This window comes from Streptomyces sp. NPDC054932 (assembly GCF_053610205.1).
Genome location: NZ_JBSGXU010000061.1, coordinates 1 through 19,246, shown reverse-complemented (window position 1 = coordinate 19,246; position 19,246 = coordinate 1). Strand labels below are relative to the sequence as shown.

The window sequence follows — 19,246 nt, the reverse complement described above, 5'->3', positions numbered from 1 at the left end:
CTCGGGGGGCGGGCTTCGGGACGGGCTTTCGGATCAGCTGCTGGCGCATGCTGCCTCCTCGCTCAGACCAGGGCCGGGCGGCGTGGTTCCACCGTGCGGCTGTCGGGGAGAAGTTCGCCGGTGTCGTCGAACACCACGACTCCGTTGCACAGCAGGCTCCAGCCCTGTTCGGGGTGGGAGGCCACAATGCGGGCGGCGTCGTGATCGGCGCTGTCGGCGGTAGGGCAGGGTGGCTGGTGGGAGCACATTGGCGCACCTCCTCGCAGAGTGGGGCGGGAGCGCCGGTGGTCACCCGGTCGAATCCGCGATCCACGGTGGCGGTGAGTATTACTGATCGCCGCCCCCGGACGGAACCCATATTCGCCGTCCAGTTCAGGGTGTGTATGCCCGCTTACCATGCGCTCATGCCCGCTATCCGGATCGTTCACCGCACGTCTTTGCCGCCTGCCGAAGCGTGGCCGAGGCTCACGGACTGGGAGCGCCACGGCGCACAGGTCCCCCTCACCCGGACGATCATCGAGACGGCGCCGCCGACGCGCGCCGGAACGATCTTCACGGCGCGCACGGGAGTGAGCAGGATCACGTTCGACGACCGCATGGAGGTCGTCGTCTGGCGACCCCCCTCGGAGGGTTTGCCTGGATTGGTCCGACTGGAGAAGCGCGGCCGGACGGTGACGGGCTGGGCGGAGATCGAGATCCGCCCCCTCGCTGCGGGCGGCGCGGAGATCCACTGGCGCGAGGATCTGCGCCTCCGCGGGCTCCCCCGCGCCCTGGACCCCGTGGTCGCGGCGGCGGGCCGGTTCCTCTTCGGACGGGCGATCTCCCGGCTGCTGCGGCTCTGAGGACGCGGGCTAGGGTGCCGTGATCACCGCGCCGGTGATCACTACGCGACCGAGGAGACGTCCGTGGCCACTCCGCCACCGCCGCAGCAGGGCGCCGGCCCGTACGGCAACCCGTACGGCAACCCGTACACCGCGTACGTCCCGCAGCAGGGCGGCCCCGCCGCCGCCGGGCACCCCGGACCGCAGCCGTACGGCGCGTACGGCGCGCACCCGGAGCCGGGCCGGTACGGCTGCCGACTGTGCGGGGCCTGGCCCGCGGCGCCCGCGACCGTACGCGGCCATCAGGGCCTGATCGTGCTGATGCGGTTCCTGAGCATGCCCGGACCGTTCTGCCGCGACTGCGGGCTCGCCACCTACCGCCGCATGTCGTCGGACACCCTGTGGCAGGGCTGGTGGAGCCCCCTGTCCGTCTTCGTCACGCCCGTGACCCTGCTGATGAACCTCGGCCCGCGGGCGGCCTTCCGCCGGCTCGCTCCCCCGGCGGGCGGCCACCGGCCCGCGCTCGATCCGGGCCGGCCGATGTGGCGCCGGGTGCCGGTCCTGCTCTTCCTCGTCCCGCTGCTGCTGCTCCTCCTCGCGATCCCGACCCTGGTCGTGATCGGCGCAGTGGTCGGGGACGACGCCCCGCACCCCCTGACCTCCGGCCAGTGCGTGCGCAACCAGGGCGACTGGACGGACCAGAAGCTCGTCGTGACGGACTGCGACTCCCCGGCCGCCGAGTACCGGGTGCGCCGGCCCACGGCCGCCACCGGGCCCTGCGCCGCCGGCGACTACCTGGCCCGCCCCGAGTACAGCCCCGACGGCACCCTCAACTGCCTGACACCGCTGCACTGAGGCGGGGGGGCGGGGTGCAGGGCAGCACCCCGCACCCCCGGCCGAGGCCCGGCGCCTAGCGGATCGGCATGCCGGAGATCGTGCGCGCGATCACCAGCCGCTGGATCTCGCTGGTGCCCTCGAAGATGGTGTAGATCGCGCTGTCCCGGTGCATCCGCTCGACCGGGTACTCGCGGGTGTAGCCGTTGCCGCCGAGGATCTGGACGGCCTGGGCGGTGACCTTCTTGGAGACCTCGCTTGCGAAGAGCTTGGACATCGACCCCTCGGCCGATTCGAACGGCCGGCCCGCGACCGCCATCCACGACGCCCGCCACACCAGCAGCCGGGCGGCGTCGATCTGCGTGCGCATGTCGGCGAGCTGGAAGGCCACGCCCTGGTTGTCGATGATCGGGCGGCCGAACTGCGTACGGGTCTTCGCGTAGTCGAGGGCGACCTCGTACGCGGCGCGCGCGGTGCCCACGGCCATCGCGCCGACCGCGGGCCGGGAGGCCTCGAAGGTGGCCATGGCCGCGTTCTTGACCCGCTCGCCCCCGCCGCTGCGGGCGCGCTCGTGGGCCCGGGCGAGGCGCTCGTCCAGCTTCTCCTTGCCGCCGAGCAGGCAGTTGCCGGGGATCCGTACGTCCTCCAGGACCACCTCGGCGGTGTGCGAGGCGCGGATGCCGTGCTTCTTGAACTTCTGGCCCTGGGACAGCCCGGGCGTGCCCGGCGGCACGATGAAGGACGCGTGGCCCTTGGTGCCGAGCGCCGGGTCGACGACGGCCACGACGATGTGGACGTTGGCGATGCCGCCGTTGGTGGCCCAGGTCTTGGTGCCGTTGAGCACCCACTCGTCCTTGGCCTGGTCGTAAACCGCGCGGGTGCGCATCGAGCCGACGTCCGAGCCGGCGTCCGGCTCGGAGGAGCAGAAGGCGGCGACCTTCACGTCGTCGGGGGTGCCGTACATCTGGGGGATCCAGGTCCCGATCTGCTCCTCGGTGCCGTTGGCCACGACGCCGATCGCCGCGAGCCCGGTGCCGACGATGGACAGCGCGATGCCGGCGTCGCCCCAGAAGAGCTCCTCCATGGCCATCGGGATGCCGAGGCCCGTCGGGTCGAAGAACTGCTGGGCGTAGAAGTCCAGCGAGTAGATGCCAACCTTGGCGGCCTCCTGGATGACGGGCCAGGGAGTCTCTTCGCGCTCGTCCCATTCCGCGGCGGCGGGGCGCATCACATCGGCGGCGAAGCCGTGGATCCAGTCCCGCACCTGCTTCTGGTCGTCGTTCAGCTCCATGGTGAACTCCGCCATGTCCCCTCCACCTGTCTGTACTCGTCCCTGCGGAAGTTACTAGCGGTAACCTACGCGAAGACCACAGTGTGTTACTGGCGAGTAAGCACTGTCAAGCACCGTCCGCACGTGCCACGACGGCGGACGGGGTCGCCGCCGATTCGATCGACGGGGTGCGCCGGGTGTTACGTTGCGTGGGCGTCACGCACATCGCAAGGGCGGGGAGAGAAACACGTCATGGAGACCACTCAACAGGCAGGCGAGCCGGGAGCGGCCGAACGCCGCCGACGGGAACTGCTCGAAGCCGCCGACCGGGTCGTGCTCAGGGACGGCCCCAAGGCCTCCATGAACGCGATCGCGGCCGAGGCCGGCATCACCAAGCCCATCCTCTACCGGCACTTCGGGGACAAGGCCGGCCTCTACCAGGCCCTGGCCGTGCGGCACACCGACGCCCTGCTCGACTCGCTGCGGGCCGCGCTCGACGCCCCCGCCGAGCGGCGCGACCGGGTGGAGGCGACCCTGGACACCTACCTCGCCGCCATCGAGGCCCGACCCCAGGTCTACCGCTTCCTGATGCACCCCGCCGAGGACTCCCACAGCGCCGAGCGGGGCTTCGACGTCGGCCTGCACTCGGCCCCGCTGCTGCGCCGGCTCGGCGAGGAACTGGCCCAGGTCATCGGCGAACGCGTGGACCTCGGCCCGGGGAGCGAACGGCTCGCCCGGATCTGGGGGCACGGCATCGTCGGCATGATGCACGCGGCCGGTGACTGGTGGCTGGGCGAGCGCCCCTGCGACCGCGCGGACCTGGTGGCCGGCCTCACCGACCTCCTCTGGGGCCGCCTGGCCATCGCCGGCAACCGCAAGGACGGCCCGGGCTTCTAGCCACATCCAGCCTCGCCGGCGTTTGAGGCGTGGGGTCTGGGGCAGCGCCCCAGGAAACCCGGCTCCGCCGGGCACCGGGCTCCGCCCGGACCCTCCCCCAGCTACCGCTGGGAGGTGCCCCCTGCTCAAACGCCGGAGGGGCTGGGATGTGCCCAACGCAGCTGAGATCGGCGCCGGCGAGGCGGAAGGTGCTCCCGGCAAGATCCGAAAGAGACGGCCTAGCCGCGCAGCGCCTCGGCTCCCCACGGGGTCTTCCGGACGGCCCGCCGCAGGCGACGGGCCCGCAGGCCCGTCACGCGGTCCGCGTACACCGTCCCGTCGAGGTGGTCGCACTCGTGCTGCAGGCAGCGCGCGAAGAAGCCCGTCCCGGAAATCCGCACCGCCGCACCGTCCGACGTGACGCCTTCCACCACCGCGTGGTCGAAGCGGACCGTCCCCGCCTCCAGCCCCGGCAGGGACAGGCACCCCTCCGGCCCCCGGAACTCGTCCCCGTCGGCCGTCACCAGCCGCGGGTTGACGATGTGCCCGACGTGGCGGACGTCCTCGTCGTCGGGGCAGTCGTAGACGAAGACCCGCTGTCCGACGCCGATCTGGTTCGCGGCGAGCCCGACGCCCTCGGCGGCGTACATCGTCGCGAACATGTCCTCGATGAGCCGGTCGAGGGCCGGGCCGAATTCGGTGACTTCCGCGCACGCGGAGTGGAGCACCGGATCACCCAGCAGGCTCATGGTGCGGACGAGGCCGGTGGTACCGGGGATGGGGCGCTGTCGCATGGCCGTAAGCGTACGACGGGCGACTATATGAGGAGATCCGAGGCCGCGCGGGGGCGCCGCGGTCAAGGCTCCGGCCGGTACTGGATAGGCTGGGGCCGACCGACGCAAGGAGGACAAGGGACGATGGCAGGCAACACGGAGCCGCTTTCGCCGCGGGCCAAGCTGGCCGTGACGGCGGGCAAGGCCGCGGCGGCGGTGTCGCGGGCCGCGGGACGCGGAAGCGGATCGGTGATCGGTGGCAAGGTCGCACTCAGGCTCGACCCCGATCTTCTCGGCGCGCTGGCGCAACATCTCGATGTCGTCCTCGTCTCCGCGACGAACGGCAAGACCACGACGACCCGACTGATCGCCGAGGCCCTGCGGGCCAGCGGTCCGGTCGTCTCCAACGCCCTCGGCGCCAACATGCCGGCCGGCATCACCTCCGCGCTGGCCGGCGGCTCGGACGCCAAGTACGGCGTCATCGAGGTCGACGAGAAGTACCTGGCCGGAGTGGCCCGGGACGTCACCCCCAAGGTGATCGCCCTGCTCAACCTCTCCCGCGACCAGCTGGACCGCGCCGCCGAGACCCGCATGCTCGCGGAGAAGTGGCGCGAGGGCCTCCAGGGCTCCAAGGCGGTCATCGTCGCCAACTGCGACGACCCGCTGATCGTGTGGTCCGCGTCCTCCTCCCAGAATGTGGTGTGGGTCGCGGCCGGCCAGGAGTGGAAGGACGACGCCTGGTCGTGCCCCTCCTGCGGTGGCGTCATGCAGCGCCCGGGCGACGACTGGTTCTGCGGCGAGTGCGGATTCCGGCGCCCGACCCCGACCTGGGTGCTCTCCGGCGACCACGTCCTGGACCCGCACGGCAGCGCCTGGCCGATCCACCTGCAGCTGCCGGGCCGCGCCAACAAGGCCAACGCCGCCACCTCGGCCGCCGTGGCCGCCGTCTTCGGCGTCCCGCCGCAGGTCGCGCTGGAGCGGATGTACCAGGTCCAGGCGGTCGCCGGCCGCTACGACGTGGTGAACTTCCAGGGCCGTGAGCTGCGGCTGCTGCTCGCCAAGAACCCGGCTGGCTGGCTCGAAACGTTTTCGCTGATCGATCCCCCGCCGACCCCGGTGATCCTTTCGGTGAACGCGCGCGGCGCCGACGGCACCGACACCTCCTGGCTGTGGGACGTGGACTATCCGCGGCTGGCCGGCCACCCGATCTTCGTGATCGGTGACCGCAAGCTGGACCTCGCGGTCCGCCTCGAGGTCGCGGGTCTGGACTTCCGGGTGTGCGAGACCCTCGACGAGGCCGTGCAGCTCGCGCCGCCCGGACAGATCGAGCTGATCGCCAACTACACCGCCTTCCAGGACGTGCGCCGCCGCGTCGGCAACTAGTACCCATAAAGGACAAGAGCATGAGCGACAACAGCCTGCGTCTGGTGTGGGTCTACCCGGACCTGCTGAGCACGTACGGAGACCAGGGCAACGCCCTCGTGGTGGAGCGCCGGGCGCGCCAACGCGGCCTGGACGTGCAGCGTGTGGACGTGCGCAGCGACCAGCCGATCCCCACCTCGGGCGACATCTACCTGATCGGTGGCGGCGAGGACCGGCCGCAGCGCCTGGCGGCGGAGCGCCTGCTGCGCGACGGCGGTCTGGAGCGCGCCGTCTCGAACGGGGCGATCGTCTTCTCCGTCTGTGCCGGTTACCAGATCCTCGGCAAGGAATTCGTCAACGACCAGGGCCAGCGCCAGGAGGGCCTCGGCCTGCTGGACGTCGTCACCGTGCGCGGTGAGGGCGAGCGCTGCGTCGGCGACGTCCTCGCGGACATCGACCCGCGCCTGGGCCTGCCGCAGCTGACGGGCTTCGAGAACCACCAGGGCGTGACCCACCTCGGCCCGACGGCCAAGCCGTTCGCCCGGGTGACCATGGGCCGCGGCAACGGCACCGGTGACGGCACCGAAGGCGCGTACAACGACACGGTGTTCGGCACGTACATGCACGGTCCCGTGATGGCCCGCAACCCGCAGATCGCGGACCTGCTGCTGAAGCTGGCCCTCGACGTGAACGCGCTGCCGGCCATAGACGACCGGTGGTACGAGGCGCTGCGCGCGGAGCGCATCGCCGCCGCGACGCAGCCCGCGTAGCACCCTGCGGGCCGCTCATCGGGGCGGCCCCGTCATCATGTGTTCGGCCCGGTTTTCCCTAGGGGGAACCGGGCCGACGTCGTTTCGCACGACGAGTGCGACCAGCATGTGGAGGATGGTTCAGTCCACCGCTCCACCGCTTGTAGGGTGGCCGTAGTTCCAACCGGACGACGTGGTCCGGTCGTCGGCCCACGTTGCAAAGGTCCGTTCCTGCCATGCGCATAGGTGTGCTCACTTCCGGTGGCGACTGCCCCGGTCTCAACGCCGTCATCCGCTCCGTCGTGCACCGCGCCGTCGTCGATCACGGCGACGAGGTGATCGGCTTCCTCGACGGCTGGAAGGGCCTGCTGGAGGCGGACTACCGCAAGCTCGACCTCGATGCCGTCGGCGGCATCCTCGCCCGCGGCGGCACCATCCTCGGCTCCTCCAGGGTCCAGCCCGCGCATCTGCGCGACGGCGTGGAGCGCGCCCGCGGCCACGTCGCGGACCTCGGCCTCGACGCGATCATCCCGATCGGCGGCGAGGGCACGCTGAAGGCCGCGAACCTGCTCGCGCAGGCCGGTCTGCCCATCGTCGGCGTCCCGAAGACCATCGACAACGACATCGCCTCCACCGACGTCACCTTCGGCTTCGACACCGCCGTCGGCGTGGCCACCGAGGCGCTGGACCGGCTGAAGACCACCGCCGAGTCCCACCAGCGCGTGATGGTCGTGGAGGTCATGGGCCGCCACACCGGCTGGATCGCCCTGCACTCGGGCATGGCGGCCGGCGCGCACGCGATCGTCGTGCCGGAGCGCCCCTTCGACATCGAGCAGCTGACGGAGATCGTCGGCGAGCGCTTCTCCGCGGGCAAGCGGTTCGCGATCGTCGTGGTCGCCGAGGGCGCCAAGCCGCGGCCCGGCTCGATGGAGTTCGAGCAGGGCGGCACCGACATGTACGGGCACGAGCGGTTCGCCGGCATCGGCAACCGCCTCGCCGTGGAGCTGGAGCACCGCCTGGGCAAGGAGGCCCGGCCGGTGATCCTGGGCCACGTCCAGCGCGGCGGCACGCCCACCGCGTACGACCGGGTGCTCGCCACCCGCTTCGGCTGGCACGCGGTGGAGGCGGCGCACCGGGGCGAGTTCGGCATGCTGACCGCGCTGCGCGGGACGGACATCGTGATGGTGCCGCTCTCCGAGGCGACCTCGACGCTCAAGACGGTTCCGGCGGAGCGGTACGACGAGGCGCAGACGGTTCTCTGACGTCCCTTTTGTACGCCCCCTCTATCCCGGGCCGCCCCCGCGCGCAAGAGCGTGCGGGGGCGGCATTACTGTGGTGGGGCACCACGGTCAAGGGAGTGAACAGATGGATCACAGCGGGCACGGCATGGACATGCACATGGACTTGCCGCCGTTCACTCTCGGGCGCGGGCTGGAGTTCTCCTTCGACGCCTTCTTCCTGATCGCCTCCCTGGCCGGGCTCGCCCTGTACGGATGGGGCGTGCTGCGGCTGCGCCGGCGCGGGGACTCCTGGCCGCTGGGCAGGACCATCGCCTTCACCTCGGGCGTGCTGACCGTGATCCTCGTGATGTGCACCAGGCTGAACGACTACGGCATGGTCATGTTCAGCGTGCACATGGTCCAGCACATGGTGATCAGCATGATCACCCCGATCCTGGTGCTGCTGGGCGCCCCGGTGACACTGGCGCTGCGTGCGCTGCCGCCCGCCGCCCGCGGTCACAAGGGGCCGCGCGAGCTGCTGCTGATGCTGCTGCACAGCCGGTACATGAAGGTGGTCACCCACCCCGCCTTCACGATCCCGATGTTCATCGCGAGCCTGTACGCCCTGTACTTCACCCCGCTCTTCGACTTCCTGATGGAGAGCCGCACGGGACACATCGCGATGATGGTCCACTTCCTCGCGGTCGGCCTGATCTTCTTCTGGCCGATCATGGGCATCGACCCGGGTCCGCACCGTCCGGGCTACGTGATGCGGATGCTGGAACTGTTCGCGGGCATGCCGTTCCACGCCTTCTTCGGCATCGCCCTGATGATGGCGAGCCAGCCGATGATCAAGACGTACGCGAACCCGCCGGCCTCGCTCGGCATCGACCCGCTGCTCGACCAGCAGTGGGGCGGCGGCATCGCCTGGGCCTTCAGCGAGATCCCCTCGGTCCTGGTCCTGATCGCCCTCGTCTACCAGTGGTACCACTCGGAGCAGCGGGCCGCGCGACGGTCCGACCGGGCCGAGGAGCGCAACGGCGACCAGGAGCTGGAGGCGTACAACGCGTATCTCGCCTCGCTGCAAGCGCGTGGCCAGTAGCGCGATACCGCCTTCGCGCGCGACCATGGGGCATGACCGGATCCGTTAAGGCGATGGCCGTCATGACCTTCGCCGCACTGGTGGCCGTAGCCGCGTACTCCGTGGCCCTCGGCAGCAACGGCTGGCTGTGGTTCGGCTGGGTCGTGCTGGGGCTGCTGACCGCCGGGATGGCCGCCTCGCGCAATGCCTGAGTCACGCAATGTCTGAGCAAGGTCTCCTCCGCCCCCTGCTTCCCGCGACTCACCGTCCGTAAAATGGCGGTGACAACGGGATATCGACAGGAGCGGCCTGGTGTTCTACCACTTGCTCAAGCACGTGTTGCTCGGCCCCCTGCTGCGGTTGCTGTTCAGACCCCGGATCGAGGGCCTGGAGAACATCCCGGCGGAGGGTGCCGCGATCGTCGCGGGCAATCACCTGTCGTTCTCCGACCACTTCCTGATGCCCGCGATCCTCAAGCGGCGGATCACCTTCCTGGCGAAGGCCGAGTACTTCACCGGCCCCGGGATCAAGGGCCGGCTCACCGCCGCCTTCTTCCGCAGCGCCGGGCAGATCCCCGTGGACCGGTCGGGCAAGGACGCCGGGCAGGCGGCGCTGCGCGAGGGGCTGGCGGTGCTGGCCAAGGACGAGCTGCTGGGCATCTACCCGGAGGGGACGCGCTCGCACGACGGCCGGCTCTACAAGGGCAAGGTGGGAGTGGCCGCGATGGCCCTGGGCGCCGGGGTACCGGTGGTGCCCTGCGCGATGGTCGGCACCTTCGAGATCCAGCCGCCCGGAAAGAAGCTCCCGAAGATCCGCCGGGTCACCATCCGCTTCGGCCGCCCGCTGGAGTTCTCCCGCTACGCCGGGATGGAGGGCGAGCGGGCCGTCCTGCGGGCGGTCACCGACGAGATCATGTACGCGATCCTCGAACTGTCCGGCCAGGAGTACGTCGACCGGTACGCGGCCGAGGTCAAGGCCGAGGAGGAGGAACGGCGGAAGAAGGCCCGGCGCTCCGCGCGCTGAGCCTTCTCCCGCCCGCTCCCGCCTGTCCTCAACGGACGGCCGGGAGCTCCTCCGGTGCCGGGAAGACCGAGGACTCGGCCGGGGCGTCGGACGACAGGGACTTCGCCGCGGCCGGAGCCGGGGCCACGGGGGTGGCGTGCGGGTCGCACGTCACGTCCTTGGCGTCGACCTTGCCGGTGAGCAGGTAGGTGTCCACCCGGGTGTTGATGCAGGGGTTCAGCAGGCTGGTGACACCGTGCGAGCCCGCGCTCTTCTCGGTGATCAGACGCGAGCCGGCGAGACGGCGGTGCAGCTCGACCGCGCCCTTGTACGGCGTGGCCGCGTCCCGCTCGGACTGGACGATCAGCACCGGCGGCAGCCCGCGCTTGGCGCCGACGGCGATCGGGGTGCTCTGCTTGGACCTCCAGGTCGCGCAGGGCAGGTTCATCCACGCGTTGGACCAGGTCAGGAACGGGTACTTCTCGTGCAGCTTGGTGTTGTCCCGGTCCCACTTGGACCAGCTGGTGGGCCACTTGGCATCGGCGCACTCGACGGCCGTGTAGACGGCGTTGCCGTTCTCCGAGGCCGCGTTGCCCTTGATGTCCGTCATGTCCGGGGCGATGGCGTCGACGAGCGCCTGCTCGTCACCGGCCTCGTACGCGGCCCAGGTCCGGGCGACGGGCACCCAGGAGGAGTCGTAGTACGGCGCGCCCTGGAAGAAGCCGATGAGCTCGGCCGGGCCGACGATCCCGCCGAGCGGGTTGGCCTTGGCCTTGGCGCGCAGCTTCTGGTAGCGGGCCTCGACCTTGGCGCGGGTGTCACCGAGGTGGAAGGCCGCGTCGTTCTTGGCGACCCAGTCCTGCCAGTCGTTCCAGCGCATCTGGAAGGCGACGTCCTGGCCGAGGTTGGCCTCGTACCAGATGTTGTCCTGCGACGGGTCCACCACGCTGTCGACGATCATGCGGCGCACGTGGGTCGGGAAGAGGGTCGCGTAGACCCCGCCCAGGTAGGTGCCGTAGGAGACGCCGAGGAAGTTCAGCTTGGACTCGCCGAGGCCGGCGCGGATCACGTCGAGGTCGCGCGCGGTGTTCGGCGTGGTCATGTGCGGCAGCATCTCGCCGCTGCGGGCCTTGCAGCCGTCCGCGTACTCGGCGGCGAGCTTGCGCTGGGCGCGCTTGTCGGCCTCGGTGTCCGGGACCGGGTCCGCCTTGGGAGCCTTGACGAACTCCTGCGGGTCGATGCAGGAGATGGGCGCGGAGTGGCCGACACCGCGCGGGTCGAAGCCCACGAAGTCGTAGGCCTTGGAGGCGTTGACCCACAGCGGGCTCTTGGTGGTGACGCGGCGCGGGAAGCGCATGCCGGAACCGCCGGGGCCGCCGGGGTTGTAGACGAGCGCGCCCTGGCGCTCCTCCTTGGTCCCCGTGCTGCCGATCCGGTCGACGGCGATGTCGATGGTCTTGCCGTACGGCTTCGCGTAGTCGAGCGGGACCTTCACCCAGCCGCACTGGATGGGCTTCTCGAAGCCCCAGTCCGCCGGGCAGTCCTTCCAGTCGATACCGGTGCGGGCGGCGCGGGCTGCGGCGATCTGCACGCCCAGCGCCTCCGGCAGCTTGAGGTCGTGGTCGGCGGAGGCCGCCGCGGCCGGCGGGGCCAGCAGCAGGCTCGCCGCCAGCGTGCCGGTGATCAGTGTGGCGGCGCTCGCCAGCGCCGCGTTGCGTATCACGTGGTTGTTCCCCCTGCGTCAGGTGCCGCCGTGGGCAGCCGGGTTGGTCGGATTCGGTCGTCGGCGTGCAGGGGGATCTTGTCGTCTGACCGGGACCCGGCGACAGGCCCGGATCGACTTCTTTGCCAACCCGATAACCGGCGAGGCGTGTACCGCTCAGCGGTGCCTGTTGCGTCCCGCTTTCACCTGTCGTAACGACGTCGGGCCACGTCGAGCAGTTCGCGCACCCGCAGCGCGTCCGGGGCCAGGACCGTCACCAGGACGGCCGGACCGGCCAGCGGTGTCACCGCGGCGAACTCCCCCAGGACCGCCGCCGCAGGCGGGTCCTCGGCGAAGGCGGGATCCACGACGAGGAGTTGGCCGAGGGCCCGGTGCCCGGCGAGGCCGGCCGGGCCGTCCCAGCCGCCGGGCGCGCCGGGGCCGCAGCCGAGATCCTGGTCCAGCAGCGGACGGTCCCCGCGATGGACGGTCAGGCGGCTGCGCAGCAGGCCCGGGGCCTCCCCGGTGCGGCCCAGCACCTGCTCCTCGCGCAGTACCAGCCGTGCCGTGGGGGCCAGCCGGACCCGGGTGCGCACCCTCAGGTCGCTGCCGCGCACCGAGACCAGAGGTTCGGGCAGCCAGCGCACCGATGCCCCGTCCTGGAGGTCGAGGTCCACGTCGTAGTGCGCGGGCTCGCCGGACCGGCCGGGCAGTGCCAGGGTGGCCGCCGCCGAGGAGAGCGCGAGGTGCGCGCCGGGCCCGGCGGTGGCCTCGACGGTGAGGTGGTCCCCGCCGAGCGGGGCGCTCATCGCGCCGACCAGCATGACCCCGGCCTCGGCCGCCGACGCCGAGCGGGTGCGGCGCAGGGCGAGCGGTCCCTCCCCGGCCAGCAGCGGCAGGACGGTTGTGCCCCGCCCGTCGGCCAAGGCGTGGATGCGGGCGGTGGCCCGCAGGCCCGCCGCGGGCGGCGCGGGCGGTGGTTCCTGCGCGGTGTCGGTGGTGGTCGTTCCGCTCACCGCGTGGACCATGCCGCGATCCGTTCGCGCACCCAGGCGGCCACCGGACCGACCCCTTCGGTACCGCGCAGCGACTGGAAGGCGACGGGGAGCTCGCCGCGCTGTGCGGCGGCGTCGCGGGCCATCCGGCCGAGGTCGGAGCCGACGTGGGGGGCGAGGTCGGTCTTGTTGACGACGAGCAGGTCGGCGGTGGTGACACCGGGGCCGCCCTTGCGGGGGATGTCGTCCCCGCCGGCCACATCGATGACGAAGATCTGGGCGTCGACGAGGCCGCGGGAGAAGGTGGCGGTGAGGTTGTCCCCGCCGGACTCGACGAGGATCAGGTCCAGCCGGCCGTTGTCCCGGAACGCCTCCTCCAGTTCCTCCACGGCCTCCAGGTTGGCGGAGATGTCGTCGCGGATGGCGGTGTGCGGGCAGGCCCCGGTCTCGACGGCGGTGATCCGCTCGGGCGGCAGGACGGCCTCGCGGAGCAGGAACTCGGCGTCCTCGCGGGTGTAGATGTCGTTGGTGACGACGGCCATGGACAGCTCGGAGCGCAGCGCGCGGCACAGGGCGGCGACGGTGGCGGTCTTGCCGGAGCCGACGGGTCCGCCGAGGCCGATGCGCAGGGCCCGCCGGGTGCCGTCGGGGCGTACGGGCGCTGCGCTGTGGGTGTGCCGGTGGGGGTAGGTCACGGCGTGGTCGAGGTGCATGGGGGGTGTCTCCTTCGGGGGGTCAGGAAGCGAAGAGGCGGACCGGCCAGTCGGCATGGACCTCCGCCGAGATGTCCAGCAGCGGCGAGGAGGCCGCGGGCAGCGCGTCCGGGCCCTGCGAGCGGGCCTGCAGCGCGGCCCGCTCGGCCCGGGCGGCGACGGCGTCGAGTTCGGGGGCGAGCCGGGCCAGTACCCCGCTCGCCTCGAAGGGGTCCAGTCCCAGCAGCCGTACGGTGGCGGTGGCCGGCCCGCCGACGCTCTCGTACGCCGCCACGTGCGCGGCGTCGCCGGGCCCGAGCCCGGCCGCCCGGGCGGTGACACCGAGCACCACCGGCTGGTGGGCCCCGCGCGGGAACTCCGCGGCCAGGGCCTCCAGTTCGGCGGCGGGCCAGGTGGCCCGGGCGGCCCGCAGCAGCTGCCGGCCCAGCCGCCGGGCCGCGGTGCGCAGTGCCGGCGACGGGGTGCGGGCGTCGGCGGCGGCGTCGAGGCCGGCCGGGTCGAGCCCGAGGGCGGCGGCCGCGGCGAGCGCGGCGGAGGTGAGGCCGGCGGTGTGCAGCCGGCCCCGGCAGAAGTCCTCCAGGGTGGCGGCGTCATGGATCCGGCCCGCCTTGCAGGCGGCCTCGGCCCCGCCGGAGTGGGCGTGCCCCCCGGCGGGGAAGCGGCCGTCGGCGAGGACGAGCAGCGCGGCGCGGCTCATGGCAGGAGTCCTCGTCTCAGAACAGGAAGTAGCGCTGGGCCATGGGCAATTCCGCCGCGGGCGCCGGTTCCACGGCTTCCCCGTCGATGCTGACCGTGAAGGTGTCGGCGTCGACCTCGACCCTCGGCATGGCGTCGTTCTCCCGCATGTCGGCCTTGCTCAGCTTGCGGGTGCTCTCGATGGCCACGAACTGCTTGCCCAGCTGGAGCCGTTCGGGCAGCCCGTCGTCGAGTGCGGCCTGTGCGGTGAAGTTCAGGGAGTTCAGGCCGGGTGCCCGGCCGTGGCTGCCGAACATCGGCCGGGGCAGGACGGGCTGCGGGGTGGGGATGGAGGCGTTGGCGTCGCCCATCTGCGCGTAGGCGATCTGGCCTCCCTTGATGACGAGTTCGGGCTTGACCCCGAAGAAGGCCGGGTTCCACAGCACCAGGTCGGCGAGCTTGCCGGTCTCGACCGAGCCGATCTCGCGGGCGAGCCCCTGGGCCACGGCGGGGTTGATCGTGTACTTGGCGACGTAGCGGCGGGCCCGGTGGTTGTCGGCGGGTCCGTCGCCGGGGAGGAAGCCGCGCCGTTTCTTCATCACGTGGGCGGTCTGCCAGGTGCGCAGCACCACCTCGCCGACCCGGCCCATGGCCTGGGAGTCGGAGGAGATGATGGAGATGGCCCCGAGGTCGTGGAGCACGTCCTCGGCGGCGATGGTCGAGGGGCGGATCCGCGATTCGGCGAAGGCGAGGTCCTCGGGGACGGCCGGGTTGAGGTGGTGGCAGACCATGAGCATGTCGAGGTGTTCCTCGACGGTGTTGACGGTGTGCGGCCGGGTGGGGTTCGTGGAGCTGGGCAGGATGTTGGGCTCGGAGACCACCGTGATGATGTCGGGTGCGTGCCCGCCGCCCGCGCCCTCGGTGTGGTACGAGTGGATGGTCCGCCCGGCGATGGCCGCGAGGGTGTCGGCGACGAATCCGGCCTCGTTGAGGGTGTCGGTGTGGATGGCGACCTGGGCGCCCGTCTCCTCGCACACCCCGAGGCAGGCGTCGATGACGGCGGGGGTGGCGCCCCAGTCCTCGTGGATCTTGAATCCGAGTGCGCCGCCGCGCAGTTGGGAGTGCATCCCCTCGCGGGACATGGTGTTGCCCTTGCCGAGGAGACCGATGTTGACCGGATATGCCTCCAGGGCCGCGAACATCCGGGCCAGGTGCCAGGGCCCGGGGGTGACGGTGGTGGCCTTGGTGCCTTCGGCCGGTCCGGTCCCGCCGCCGACGAGGGTGGTGATCCCGGAGGCGAGTGCCTCCTCGATGACCGTCGGGGAGATGAAGTGCACGTGGGCGTCGATGGCGCCGGCCGTGACGATCTTTCCGTTGCCCGCGATGATCTCGGTCTCGGGGCCGATGACCAGTGCGGGATCGACCCCGTCCATGGTGTCGGGGTTGCCGGCCTTGCCGATGCCGCAGATCCGGCCGTCGCGGATGCCGAGGTCGGCCTTGACGATGCCCCAGTGGTCGAGGACGACGACCCCGGTGATCACGGTGTCGGGGGCGCCCTCGGCCCGGGTGGTGCGGGCCTGCCCCATGGATTCGCGGATCACCTTGCCGCCGCCGAAGACGGCCTCGTCGCCGGCCCGGCCGGGGCCGCCGCCGAGGTCCTGCTCGATCTCGACGAAGAGGTCGGTGTCGGCGAGCCGGATCCGGTCACCGGCCGTCGGCCCGAAGAGGTCGGCGTACACCTGGCGGGAGAGCTCAGCCATCGAGCGGCCCTCCGGTCTCCCCGCGCAGCCCCGGTACGGTGCGCAGGCCCCCCAGCGGTACGAGTTCCACCGCGACCGGGATGCCCGGCTCGAAGCGGACGGCCGTACCGGCGGCGATGTTGAGCCGGTGTCCGCGGGCGGCGGAGCGGTCGAAGTCGAGGCCGGGGTTGGCCTCGGCGAAGTGGTAGTGGGAGCCGACCTGGACCGGCCGGTCGGCGGCGTTGAGCACGGTGAGGCGGGTGACGGGTCGGCCCTCGTTGAGGGGTACCGGGCCGTCCCCGTAGGCGATTTCGCCGGGGATCATGCGGTGGTACTCCGTTTCAGACGATGGGGTCGTGAACCGTGACGAGCTTGGTGCCGTCCGGGAAGGTCGCTTCGACCTGGACGTCGTGGATCATCTCGGGGATCCCCTCCATGACCTCCTCGCGGGTCAGGACGGTGCGGCCCGAGGCCATCAGCTCGGCCACGGTCCGGCCGTCGCGGGCCCCCTCCAGGAGGTGCGACGTGATCAGCGCGATCGCCTCCGGATGGTTGAGGCGGACCCCTCGCGCCCTGCGCTTCTCGGCCACGTCGGCGGCCACGTGGATGAGCAGTCTCTCCTGCTCGTGCGGTGTCAGATGCACACGTATCACCAAGTTTCCGGGACAAGATCAACAAGGGGCGGGGCGACCCTACCGGTCGTCAACACTTTGTTGACCTGCACATATCCGAGCCAAGCGTCTCTTGCCCAACACGGGGAAAGGCTTTCCGTCCCGACCACCGCCGCTTTACCGGATCATGGGTGATCATTGGCGGTCGAACGTGGCCGCCACGCTAAGCCCCGCGCTTTTCCGCTGAGTTAACCCACGTTTCGGGCAGGTACCCGGTTCAACCCCGTTGCCCCGTGAGCCCGATTCCGTATACGGACCCCAAACGGTTCCCATCGAGGAGACAGATGTTCATCAACCCCGTCCGGCACATCACCTTCGACGCTCTCGACCCCTACCGGATCGCCGAGTTCTGGTCCGCGGTGACCGGCTACCCGATCCATCCCGACGACGTGGAGGGTGACGACGAGGTCCTGCTGGAGCCGGGTCAGCCCGGCGTGCCGGGCCTGCTGTTCATCCGGGTACCGGACGCCAAGTCCGTCAAGAACCGCGTCCACCTGGACATCCAGCCGCCCACCGGCACCCGGGACGAGACCGTCGAGCGCCTGATCGGGATCGGCGCGAAGCTCGTGGACGACCGCCGCGACGCGGACGGCGTCGCAGGCTGGGTCGTGCTCGCCGACCCCGAGGGCAATGAGCTGTGCATCGAGCGCAGCGCGGTGGAACGCGGCCTCGTCCGGCCCTGAGGGCCGCTCCGCGGCCCTCAGCAGGTCAGCAGCCCGTGGCGCTGCCCGCCGGGGCCCCCACGCTCCAGGGCAGCGCGATCCACACCGTCTTGCCGCCGTCCTCGGTCGGGGTGACCGAGAGCCGGCCACCCGCCTCCGCGGTCAGCCAGCGGATGATGACCATGCCCCGGCCGTTGTCCTGCTGGACGGCGGCCGGGAGCCGCTTGGGCCAGCGCGGGTGGCTGTCGGTCACCCCGACGCGCAGCCACTCCTGGCGCTCGAGGCGGATGTCGACGGTGAAGGTGGGCGACTGGCCGAAAGTGTGCTGGACGGCGTTGGTGGCGAGCTCCGAGACGATCAGCCGGACGCTGTCGGCGGTGTCGGCGTCATCGGGGAGTCCCCAGTCGAGCAGCACCTCCGCGACATAGCGCCGGGCAGTGGCGACCGAGGCGGGATCGCTCGGCAGAGTGACGGATGCTTCCTGGTGATCTGCCATGGCGACGGTCCCTTTCCCACCGGGGCGAAACGCCCCGGATCTGTGCTGGACGCCAGAGTGCCACCCATCGTGCCGTCACATCTGCCTTTCCCCCAAGATGTGCATATATCTGTCGCTCGATGCGGTGAACTCTGCTACGGAAGAGCGTATTTGGACGGCAGACTGGTGCGAGCTGTGCCGGTGGAAGGAGGCGGGTGTGCAGCACGGTCCCGCGGTGCGCCGACGCAAGCTCGGCGAGGAACTGCGTGCCCTGCGCGACCGGTCCGGACTCACCAGTGGTGAGGCGGCCCGGATCATGGGGTGGCACCAGTCGAAGATCAGCCGCATCGAGACAGGCCGCAGCGGTGTGAAACCGGAGGACATCCGGCTGCTCCTCGACGCCTACGGGGAGATCGTGAGCCCGGAGCAGCGGGCGCTGCTGCAGGCCCTGTCGGTCTCGGCCGCCGGTCCCGGTCCGGCGGGCGACACCGGGCGCGGCCGCCAGTGGTGGCACGACTACCGGGGGCTGCTGCCGCAGGAGTACCGGGACTTCATCAGCCTGGAGGCCGGGGCCCGGTCGGCCCGCACCGTCGAGCTGTCGGTGGTGCCGGGGCTGCTGCAGACCCCCGACTACGCGCGGGCCGTGACCCGGGCGGCGCTGGGCGGGCTGCCGGAGCCGAAGGTGGACGCGCTGGTCGACGTACGGCTGGCCCGGCAGTCGGTGCTGCGGGCCGATCCCCCGCTGCAGCTGAGCGCCGTACTGGACGAGGCGGTGCTGCGGCGGCAGATCGGCGGGCCCGGGGTGATGGCCGAGCAATTGCGACACCTGGTGGAGGTGTCCCGATTGCCGCAAGTGCGCCTGCAGGTGCTGCCGTTCAGCGTCGGAGGGCATCTCGGCCTGACCGGACCGTTCGTTATTTTTTCATTTCCGGACATCGCTGATCTGGATGTGGTGGTACTCGACCATTTGACGAGTAGCCTCTATCTGGAGCGGAAGGAAGACCTTGAGGCGTACGGCGCCGCGTTCCGCACCATCCAGGCGCACGCCCTCCCGCCCCAGGACTCGTCGGATCTCATCAGCTCACTCGCTGACGACGCGTAAGGAGGCACCCCCGTGTCCGCAACCCCCTTATCCCACAGCGGACTTCTGATCAGCGCGCGGTGGCGGCGGAGCAGCCGCAGTACCGGAATGAACAACTGCGTGGAAGCGGCCGTCCTCAGTGACGGCCTGCTGGCCGTCCGTGATTCCAAGCGGACGGACGGCCCGGCCGTGCTCTTCACCGGGCCGGCCTGGACCGGCTTCCTCACCTCCGTACGCGTGGACGCACGCGCGTAACCCCGCCCGGGACCGGGCCGATACGGCCTACAGGCCCTGGCCGTCCGTGGCCCCGGCGGGCGCGGTCGCAAGGATCGTCCCGACCGCCCGATCGATCTCGTCCCCCGTGAGATCGGCCCGGGCCGTCAGCCGCAGCCGGGAGATGCCGTCCGGCACCGACGGCGGGCGGAAGCACCCCACGGACAGACCTGCCTCGCGGCAGTCGGCGGCCCAGCGCAGTGCCGCCGACGCCGACGGGGCCCGTACCGACACCACGGCCGCGTCCGGCCGGGCCGCGGTCAGGCCGGACG

The 19,246-nt window shown here is 71.4% G+C and carries 23 protein-coding genes and 1 pseudogene; 12 read left to right on the top strand and 12 right to left on the bottom strand.

What is annotated here, in order from left to right; translation table 11 throughout:
• Positions 1–62: 62 nt before the first annotated feature.
• A complete protein-coding gene (locus tag ACWGE1_RS18600; protein WP_030011808.1) occupies positions 63–248 on the bottom strand; it encodes a DUF5999 family protein in 186 nt (61 codons plus the stop codon).
• Positions 249–404: 156 nt separating this feature from the next.
• On the opposite strand from ACWGE1_RS18600, the gene ACWGE1_RS18595 reads away from it, so the two are divergent.
• Positions 405–842, top strand: coding sequence for an SRPBCC family protein (locus ACWGE1_RS18595; RefSeq protein ID WP_453421573.1), 438 nt, complete (start codon positions 405–407; stop codon positions 840–842).
• A 63-nt stretch (positions 843–905) separates the two neighbouring features.
• Positions 906–1,676: an LppU/SCO3897 family protein gene (locus ACWGE1_RS18590; protein WP_453421572.1), complete on the top strand. Its 771-nt coding sequence runs from the start codon at positions 906–908 to the stop codon at positions 1,674–1,676.
• Between the two features lie 55 nt (positions 1,677–1,731).
• Here ACWGE1_RS18590 and ACWGE1_RS18585 read toward each other — a convergent pair whose 3' ends face one another.
• Positions 1,732–2,961 carry an acyl-CoA dehydrogenase family protein gene (locus ACWGE1_RS18585; protein ID WP_031150059.1) on the bottom strand — a complete coding sequence of 410 codons (1,230 nt, stop codon included), beginning with the start codon at positions 2,959–2,961 and terminating at the stop codon, positions 1,732–1,734.
• A 216-nt stretch (positions 2,962–3,177) separates the two neighbouring features.
• Here ACWGE1_RS18585 and ACWGE1_RS18580 point away from each other — a divergent pair, with 216 nt between their 5' ends.
• Entirely contained in the window at positions 3,178–3,822 is a 645-nt protein-coding gene (locus tag ACWGE1_RS18580) for a TetR family transcriptional regulator (RefSeq protein ID WP_453421571.1), read from the top strand.
• A gap of 218 nt (positions 3,823–4,040) precedes the next feature.
• On the opposite strand, the gene def is transcribed toward ACWGE1_RS18580, so the two are convergent.
• Positions 4,041–4,595 (bottom strand): peptide deformylase, encoded by a 555-nt coding sequence (def, locus tag ACWGE1_RS18575; protein WP_453421570.1) that lies wholly within the window; start codon positions 4,593–4,595, stop codon positions 4,041–4,043.
• A gap of 123 nt (positions 4,596–4,718) precedes the next feature.
• Here def and ACWGE1_RS18570 point away from each other — a divergent pair, with 123 nt between their 5' ends.
• The 6 genes from ACWGE1_RS18570 (at position 4,719) to ACWGE1_RS18545 (ending at position 10,009) form a co-directional block, all read left to right on the top strand.
• The gene (locus tag ACWGE1_RS18570) at positions 4,719–5,957 is read left to right on the top strand and encodes a MurT ligase domain-containing protein (RefSeq protein WP_030029096.1); all 1,239 of its coding nucleotides are present in this window, start codon (positions 4,719–4,721) and stop codon (positions 5,955–5,957) included.
• Between the two features lie 20 nt (positions 5,958–5,977).
• Complete coding sequence (locus ACWGE1_RS18565; RefSeq protein WP_030660438.1) at positions 5,978–6,706, top strand: type 1 glutamine amidotransferase; 729 nt, start codon at positions 5,978–5,980, stop codon at positions 6,704–6,706.
• 215 nt (positions 6,707–6,921) lie between these two features.
• Entirely contained in the window at positions 6,922–7,947 is a 1,026-nt protein-coding gene (locus tag ACWGE1_RS18560; protein ID WP_453421569.1) for a 6-phosphofructokinase, read from the top strand.
• 103 nt (positions 7,948–8,050) lie between these two features.
• A complete protein-coding gene (locus tag ACWGE1_RS18555; protein WP_453421568.1) occupies positions 8,051–9,007 on the top strand; it encodes a cytochrome c oxidase assembly protein in 957 nt (318 codons plus the stop codon).
• A 32-nt stretch (positions 9,008–9,039) separates the two neighbouring features.
• Positions 9,040–9,198 (top strand): hypothetical protein, encoded by a 159-nt coding sequence (locus ACWGE1_RS18550; RefSeq protein WP_453421567.1) that lies wholly within the window; start codon positions 9,040–9,042, stop codon positions 9,196–9,198.
• 100 nt (positions 9,199–9,298) lie between these two features.
• Positions 9,299–10,009 carry a lysophospholipid acyltransferase family protein gene (locus ACWGE1_RS18545; protein ID WP_453421566.1) on the top strand — a complete coding sequence of 237 codons (711 nt, stop codon included), beginning with the start codon at positions 9,299–9,301 and terminating at the stop codon, positions 10,007–10,009.
• A gap of 28 nt (positions 10,010–10,037) precedes the next feature.
• Here the strand turns inward: ACWGE1_RS18545 and ACWGE1_RS18540 are convergent, their stop codons facing one another.
• From ACWGE1_RS18540 to ACWGE1_RS18510, 7 genes are all read right to left on the bottom strand, one after another.
• Positions 10,038–11,711, bottom strand: a complete 1,674-nt coding sequence (locus tag ACWGE1_RS18540) for an alpha/beta hydrolase (RefSeq protein WP_453421565.1) — start codon at positions 11,709–11,711, stop codon at positions 10,038–10,040.
• A gap of 182 nt (positions 11,712–11,893) precedes the next feature.
• Positions 11,894–12,706 (bottom strand): urease accessory protein UreD, encoded by an 813-nt coding sequence (locus tag ACWGE1_RS18535; RefSeq protein WP_453421564.1) that lies wholly within the window; start codon positions 12,704–12,706, stop codon positions 11,894–11,896.
• Positions 12,703–13,398 carry an urease accessory protein UreG gene (gene ureG, locus ACWGE1_RS18530; RefSeq protein WP_453421563.1) on the bottom strand — a complete coding sequence of 232 codons (696 nt, stop codon included), beginning with the start codon at positions 13,396–13,398 and terminating at the stop codon, positions 12,703–12,705. Before ureG ends, ACWGE1_RS18535 begins: the two co-directional genes overlap by 4 nt.
• 22 nt (positions 13,399–13,420) lie before the next feature.
• Positions 13,421–14,095 carry an urease accessory protein UreF gene (locus ACWGE1_RS18525; protein WP_453421562.1) on the bottom strand — a complete coding sequence of 225 codons (675 nt, stop codon included), beginning with the start codon at positions 14,093–14,095 and terminating at the stop codon, positions 13,421–13,423.
• A 16-nt stretch (positions 14,096–14,111) separates the two neighbouring features.
• Positions 14,112–15,833, bottom strand: a complete 1,722-nt coding sequence (locus ACWGE1_RS18520; protein ID WP_453421561.1) for an urease subunit alpha — start codon at positions 15,831–15,833, stop codon at positions 14,112–14,114.
• Complete coding sequence (locus ACWGE1_RS18515; RefSeq protein ID WP_453421560.1) at positions 15,826–16,137, bottom strand: urease subunit beta; 312 nt, start codon at positions 16,135–16,137, stop codon at positions 15,826–15,828. The genes ACWGE1_RS18520 and ACWGE1_RS18515 overlap by 8 nt, the downstream gene beginning before the upstream one ends.
• A 16-nt stretch (positions 16,138–16,153) precedes the next feature.
• Positions 16,154–16,456: an urease subunit gamma gene (locus ACWGE1_RS18510; protein WP_453421559.1), complete on the bottom strand. Its 303-nt coding sequence runs from the start codon at positions 16,454–16,456 to the stop codon at positions 16,154–16,156.
• 311 nt (positions 16,457–16,767) lie between these two features.
• Here ACWGE1_RS18510 and ACWGE1_RS18505 point away from each other — a divergent pair, with 311 nt between their 5' ends.
• Positions 16,768–17,166 (top strand): VOC family protein, encoded by a 399-nt coding sequence (locus tag ACWGE1_RS18505; protein ID WP_453421558.1) that lies wholly within the window; start codon positions 16,768–16,770, stop codon positions 17,164–17,166.
• Positions 17,167–17,191: 25 nt separating this feature from the next.
• Here the strand turns inward: ACWGE1_RS18505 and ACWGE1_RS18500 are convergent, their stop codons facing one another.
• Positions 17,192–17,641: an ATP-binding protein gene (locus ACWGE1_RS18500; RefSeq protein WP_453421557.1), complete on the bottom strand. Its 450-nt coding sequence runs from the start codon at positions 17,639–17,641 to the stop codon at positions 17,192–17,194.
• 196 nt (positions 17,642–17,837) lie between these two features.
• Between ACWGE1_RS18500 and ACWGE1_RS18495 the strand changes: the two genes are divergently transcribed.
• Positions 17,838–18,722, top strand: coding sequence for a helix-turn-helix domain-containing protein (locus ACWGE1_RS18495; RefSeq protein WP_453421556.1), 885 nt, complete (start codon positions 17,838–17,840; stop codon positions 18,720–18,722).
• A gap of 12 nt (positions 18,723–18,734) precedes the next feature.
• Positions 18,735–18,956: a DUF397 domain-containing protein gene (locus ACWGE1_RS18490; protein WP_453421555.1), complete on the top strand. Its 222-nt coding sequence runs from the start codon at positions 18,735–18,737 to the stop codon at positions 18,954–18,956.
• Between the two features lie 27 nt (positions 18,957–18,983).
• On the opposite strand, the pseudogene ACWGE1_RS18485 reads toward ACWGE1_RS18490, so the two are convergent.
• Positions 18,984–19,246 (bottom strand): annotated as a pseudogene (locus ACWGE1_RS18485) (8-amino-7-oxononanoate synthase); the annotation flags it as partial.

What these genes read in the sequence shown, in the direction of transcription:
- ACWGE1_RS18525 (WP_453421562.1), bottom strand. Translation starts at nt 14,095, where the DNA reads ATGAGCCGCGCCGCGCTGCTCGTCCTCGCCGACGGCCGCTTCCCCGCC.
- ACWGE1_RS18515 (WP_453421560.1), bottom strand. Translation starts at nt 16,137, where the DNA reads ATGATCCCCGGCGAAATCGCCTACGGGGACGGCCCGGTACCCCTCAAC.
- ACWGE1_RS18560 (WP_453421569.1), top strand. Translation starts at nt 6,922, where the DNA reads ATGCGCATAGGTGTGCTCACTTCCGGTGGCGACTGCCCCGGTCTCAAC.
- ACWGE1_RS18500 (WP_453421557.1), bottom strand. Translation starts at nt 17,641, where the DNA reads ATGGCAGATCACCAGGAAGCATCCGTCACTCTGCCGAGCGATCCCGCC.
- ACWGE1_RS18505 (WP_453421558.1), top strand. Translation starts at nt 16,768, where the DNA reads ATGTTCATCAACCCCGTCCGGCACATCACCTTCGACGCTCTCGACCCC.
- ACWGE1_RS18600 (WP_030011808.1), bottom strand. Translation starts at nt 248, where the DNA reads ATGTGCTCCCACCAGCCACCCTGCCCTACCGCCGACAGCGCCGATCAC.
- ACWGE1_RS18565 (WP_030660438.1), top strand. Translation starts at nt 5,978, where the DNA reads ATGAGCGACAACAGCCTGCGTCTGGTGTGGGTCTACCCGGACCTGCTG.
- ACWGE1_RS18550 (WP_453421567.1), top strand. Translation starts at nt 9,040, where the DNA reads ATGACCGGATCCGTTAAGGCGATGGCCGTCATGACCTTCGCCGCACTG.
- ACWGE1_RS18595 (WP_453421573.1), top strand. Translation starts at nt 405, where the DNA reads ATGCCCGCTATCCGGATCGTTCACCGCACGTCTTTGCCGCCTGCCGAA.
- ACWGE1_RS18580 (WP_453421571.1), top strand. Translation starts at nt 3,178, where the DNA reads ATGGAGACCACTCAACAGGCAGGCGAGCCGGGAGCGGCCGAACGCCGC.
- ACWGE1_RS18555 (WP_453421568.1), top strand. Translation starts at nt 8,051, where the DNA reads ATGGATCACAGCGGGCACGGCATGGACATGCACATGGACTTGCCGCCG.
- ureG (WP_453421563.1), bottom strand. Translation starts at nt 13,398, where the DNA reads ATGCACCTCGACCACGCCGTGACCTACCCCCACCGGCACACCCACAGC.
- ACWGE1_RS18585 (WP_031150059.1), bottom strand. Translation starts at nt 2,961, where the DNA reads ATGGCGGAGTTCACCATGGAGCTGAACGACGACCAGAAGCAGGTGCGG.
- ACWGE1_RS18520 (WP_453421561.1), bottom strand. Translation starts at nt 15,833, where the DNA reads ATGGCTGAGCTCTCCCGCCAGGTGTACGCCGACCTCTTCGGGCCGACG.
- def (WP_453421570.1), bottom strand. Translation starts at nt 4,595, where the DNA reads ATGCGACAGCGCCCCATCCCCGGTACCACCGGCCTCGTCCGCACCATG.
- ACWGE1_RS18570 (WP_030029096.1), top strand. Translation starts at nt 4,719, where the DNA reads ATGGCAGGCAACACGGAGCCGCTTTCGCCGCGGGCCAAGCTGGCCGTG.